General features: G+C 61.0%; 5 protein-coding genes. 1 reads left to right on the top strand and 4 read right to left on the bottom strand.

Annotated elements, in window-relative coordinates; all coding sequences use genetic code 11:
• Positions 1-814 (top strand): SIMPL domain-containing protein (locus tag HMPREF9098_RS02740; RefSeq protein WP_003781786.1); only part of this gene is annotated, 814 nt, incomplete at its 5' end.
• A 63-nt stretch (positions 815-877) separates the two neighbouring features.
• Here HMPREF9098_RS02740 and HMPREF9098_RS02735 read toward each other — a convergent pair.
• The 4 genes from HMPREF9098_RS02735 to pxpB are packed head-to-tail and all read right to left on the bottom strand — an operon-like array spanning position 878 to position 4,447.
• The gene (locus HMPREF9098_RS02735; RefSeq protein WP_003781785.1) at positions 878-2,104 is read right to left on the bottom strand and encodes an NRAMP family divalent metal transporter; all 1,227 of its coding nucleotides are present in this window, start codon (positions 2,102-2,104) and stop codon (positions 878-880) included.
• A 42-nt stretch (positions 2,105-2,146) separates the two neighbouring features.
• Positions 2,147-2,887, bottom strand: coding sequence for a 5-oxoprolinase subunit PxpA (pxpA, locus tag HMPREF9098_RS02730; RefSeq protein WP_003781784.1), 741 nt, complete (start codon positions 2,885-2,887; stop codon positions 2,147-2,149).
• Positions 2,874-3,803 (bottom strand): 5-oxoprolinase subunit C family protein, encoded by a 930-nt coding sequence (locus HMPREF9098_RS02725; protein WP_003781783.1) that lies wholly within the window; start codon positions 3,801-3,803, stop codon positions 2,874-2,876. The genes pxpA and HMPREF9098_RS02725 overlap by 14 nt, the downstream gene beginning before the upstream one ends.
• A complete protein-coding gene (gene pxpB, locus HMPREF9098_RS02720) occupies positions 3,800-4,447 on the bottom strand; it encodes a 5-oxoprolinase subunit PxpB (protein ID WP_003781782.1) in 648 nt (215 codons plus the stop codon). Before pxpB ends, HMPREF9098_RS02725 begins: the two co-directional genes overlap by 4 nt.
• Positions 4,448-4,665 lie beyond the last annotated feature (218 nt).

Below are 4,665 nucleotides of genomic sequence, written 5' to 3'. Positions count from 1 at the left end.
TCTCAGGCAGCCTGAAAAACCGTTTTTAGGCTGCCCTTTTCCCAACACGATTTTCAGGAGACATACCGTGTCCGACAACAAAACCGCCTTCGGCCTCTCTGCCGTCATTCTCGCCGCCGGCCTGCTGGCCGCCGCCTTTGCACTGGGCGGCCGTTTCAAAGACCTGCACCAGCCGGGCGTGATTACCGTCAAAGGGCTGGCCGAAGCCCGCCACCACGCCACCGTCGGCACTTGGAAAGTGGGCGTGAAGGTATGGGGCCAAGACTATGCCGAAGCCCGCGCCAAAAGCACGAAGCAGAAAGAATGTCTCAAAGCCTTTTTGAAAGAACACGGTTTCGATACGGACAGCTACCAGAGCGAAAGCATCGCCATCGATGCCCACACCGAGTATTACACCGACGCCAAAGGCGAGCGCCAAAGCCGCGAAAACGGCTACGACGCCGAACACACCATCGTGGTTTCCACCAAAGAGCTGGACAAACTCAAAACCGCGCTGGCCGCCATTCAGGATTTGCGCGCCGAAGACGACAGCGTGAATTTTGAAAATCCGAAATACTATTTGGAGAATCTGGAAAGCATCAAACGCGAGCTGATTGCCAAAGCCACCCAAGACGCGCAGGTGCGCGCCGAAGAGTTCGCCAAAACCGGCAACGCCAAAGTCGGCGCCATGCAATCGGCATCGCAGGGCTCGTTCGACATCCAGTCGCCCAACCCTTCTTCGGAAGATAACAGCGACTACGGCGGCAGCTACGACACCAGCACCGTCGAGAAAAACGTGCGGCTGGTGGTAACCATCCAGTACGGCATCGACTAAACCGGGGCAGCCTGAAAACAGAGGGCTGCCTTTTATGTGGGCTTTATACAGTCGGAGCGGCTGTTACGAGAGCAGTTTGCCGACGTATTTGACAATAGTTACCGCGCTCAACACCGCCATCAATACGGTAACCACGGCACCGGCCGCAGTCATCCACAGCGGGTGTTTGTAGCTGCCGACGATTTTGCTTTTGTAGGCGGCAATCAGGATCAGGCCGAGCGATACCGGCAGGATCAGGCCGTTGAGCGTGCCCACCAGCACCAGCACCTGCGCGGGCTTGCCGATTAGGGCGAACACGGCGGTGGAAACCACGATAAAGCCGATAATCCACAGGTTTTTGTGGCGCTCGATTTTGGGGCTGATGCCGGAGAAGAACGACACCGAGGTGTAGGCCGCGCCGATCACGGAGGTAATCGACGCCGCCCAAATCACCACGCCGAAAATCAGCAGTCCGGCACGTCCGGCGGCGTATTCGAAAGGCGTGGCGGCGGGATTGCTGGGATCGAGTTTTACGCCCTGCGCCACCACGCCCAGCACGGCCAGAAACAGCAGCACGCGCATCACCGAGGCAATCAGGATGGCGCGCACCGAGCTGCGGCTCACTTCGGGCAGCGACGACTGGCCTTTGATACCGGCATCGAGCAGGCGGTGGGCGCCGGCAAAGGTGATGTAGCCGCCTACCGTGCCGCCGACCAGGGTAACGATGGCAACGGCGTCGAGCTGTTCGGGCACAAAGGTGCGTGCCACGGCTTCGCCCACGGGCGGCGATGCCTGCCAGGCCACATACAGCGTCAGCGCAATCATGATGAAGCCCATCAGCTGGGCGAAGCGGTCCATGATTTTTCCGGCTTCTTTAAACAGGAAAATACCGATGGCGAGTGCGCCGCTGATGACGGCGCCGGCTTCGGGCGTGAGTCCGTTTTTCCCTGTATCGGTCAGCAGCTGCAGCCCCAGCCCGGCGCCGCCGACGTTGCCGATATTGAAGGCCAGGCCGCCCATCACAATCAGCAGGGACAGAAAATAGCCTGCGCCGGGCAACACCTGGTTGGCGATGTCCTGCGCTTTTTTCTCCGATACGGCAACGATGCGCCAGATATTGAGCTGGGCGCCGATGTCCAGCAGGATGGAAAGCAGGATGACGAAGCCGAAGCTGGCGGCGAGTTTTTCGGTGAAGGTGGCGGTTTGGGTGAGGAAACCCGGGCCGATGGCGGAAGTGGCCATCAGGAAGGCGGCGCCGATCAGCGCGCTTTTGCGGCTTTTTTGGTTTTGCTGGTTTTTTTGTTCTGACATGGTTTTTCCTTTGCAGTTGCGGGTCGGATGCGGCGGCACGCCCTAAACGGCACGGACGCTTATGCCGTTTGCGCTCAGGGCGGCTTTGATTTTGTCGGCGAAGTCCAGGGCGTGTGCACCGTCGCCGTGCAGGCAGATGCTGTCGGCCTGCACGGCGACTGTGCCGCCGCCGACGGTGTTGACGCAGCCTTTGCCCACCATCTGCAATACTTGGGCGACGGCTTCGTCGTCGGACTGCACCTGCGCGTCCGCCCGGCTGCGCGGCACCAGCGTGCCGTCGGGCAGGTAGCGGCGGTCGGCGAACACTTCGGAAATTACGCCCAAACCGCGTTCGACACCGGCCTGAAGCAGCAGGCTGCCTGAAAGCGCCATCAGTTTGAGCGCGGGATTGAAGCGGTACACCGTGTCGGCAATCCAAGCGGCGGTTTCCCGGTCTCTGGCGGCCAGGTTGTACATCGCGCCGTGCGGTTTCACATAAGACAAAACGGCGCCTTCGGCACGGCACAGCGCATCCAGCGCGCCCAGCTGGTAGTTCAGGCAGGCGGCCAGATCGTCGCGGGAAAGGCGCATGTCGCTGCGGCCGAAGTTTTCGCGGTCGGGATAACCCGGATGGGCGCCGATGCGCACGCCGTTGCGCAAGGCAGCCTGAACGGCGGTTTTCATATCGGCAATGCTGCCCGCGTGCACGGCGCAGGCGATGTTGGCCGAGCTGATGCGCCCGATCAGCGGAATATCGGCGCCGCAGCCTTCGGCAAGATCGGCATTCAAATCAACTGTCGGCATAGGCGATTCTCCTGATTTGGTTCAAATAGGTTTCGTTTTTGCGCAGCGCAGCCAGCGCGTCTCGGCGGTCGGCCGACACAAAGCGCACCCGGGCGCCGAAGCGGGTTTGCGCCAGCCGTCCCAAATCGGCGGCAATCACGCAGGCGATTTTCGGATAACCGCCCGTGGTCTGCGCGTCGGCCAAGAGCACAATCGGCTGCCCGTCGGGCGGCACCTGCACGGTGCCCGCCTGCACGGCGTGGGACAGCATTTCCAACGGCCGCTCCAAAACCAGCGGCTGCCCGTCGAAACGGTAGCCCATGCGATTGCTGTCGCTTCTGAGCAGCCAGTTTTCATGCAGCAGCACGCTGCGGCTGTGCTTGGAAAAAGCCGTGTATTCCGACGACGGCACCAGCCGGATGCAGCCTGAAAACGGCACGGGGGCAATGCCCGTGTCCGGCAGAAACGGGGCGCCTTCGCCCACAGGCAGGCAGTCGCCCGCCTGCACGGCACGTCCGGCAAAACCGCCGAATCCCGCTTTCAAATCGGTGCTGCGCGAGCCGAGCACCTGCGGCACGTCAAACCCGCCGGCCACGCACAGATAACCGTACATGCCGTGCACCGCCCGCAGCAGCGTCAGCACCTGTCCTTTTTGCGCGGTGTGGCGCCAGTAGGAATGCACGGGGCGACCGTCGAGTTCCGCGTGATAGAGCGCGCCGGTGATGCAAAACGGCGTATCCCGCTCAAAACGCAGCGAAATGCCGCCCAGAGCCACTTCCAGCGCCGCCGCATTCTCATGGTTGCGCAGCAGGATGTTGCCCGTGCGCAGCGCCTGCACATCCATCGCACCCGCATGGCCGATGCCCAGGCTGCGCAGGCCGTAGCGCCCCATATCCTGAATGTGCGCGGGCGCGTTGGCCGAAAGCATCGTTATCATTTTTCGATCCTTTCTGCGCGAAAACGCACACGGTCGCCCGCCGCCAGCAGCGTGGGCGGCTGTTTTTGCGCGTCAAACAGCGCCACGGATGTCCGCCCGATAATCTGCCAGCCGCCGGGCGAAGCAAAGGGATACATGCCGGTCTGGCTGCCGCCGATGCCCACCGAACCGGCAGGCACTTCGGTGCGCGGCGTGGCACGGCGCGGCGTGTGCAGGTTTTCCGGCAGCCCGCCCAAATAGGGAAAGCCGGGCTGGAAACCCATCATAAACACCGTGTAGACCGGCGCGGTATGGCGTTTGACGATTTCTGCCGCCGTCGTTTGGTGAAACGCCGCCACATCGGCCAAATCTTCGCCGAAGCGCCCGCCGTATACCACCGGAATCTCCACCAGACGACCTTCATGCTCCGTTGCGGCGGTATCGCGCCACAGCCGCCGCAGCTCTTTGGCCGCCGTTTCCGGATCGGTGCCGTGGTGCAGGAACACCGTCAGATTGTTCATGCCGGTAACCGTTTCGGCCACCGTGTCCGACTGCCCCACCCGCGCCGCAAACGCCCACAGCCGCTGCTGCTTGGCCAGCTCCGCCGGCGCCGGCAGCAGGCAGACCACGGCCGATTCGCTTACCGTTCGGATTTCCATCTTCATTTGCACTCCGCTATCTTGTTGATTATTTGAAAATCACATAATACTACATTATTTTACCAAAATTTTGTGCCGAATATTGGATTTTGCGGGAACGCAGGCAGATAAAAAGGTAAAGGAATTGTTAAAATTGCACTGTGCCCGGGTGCGCTTTTAAAATCCGGAAATGCAGAATCCGGCTGAATTTTTACAGATAGAAAGACGAAAAATGTTTATCCGAG

Source organism: Kingella denitrificans ATCC 33394, assembly GCF_000190695.1.
Lineage (GTDB): Bacteria > Pseudomonadota > Gammaproteobacteria > Burkholderiales > Neisseriaceae > Kingella_A > Kingella_A denitrificans.
The sequence above is the reverse complement of the archived record's forward strand: the minus strand, read 5'-3'. Positions and strand labels throughout refer to the sequence as shown.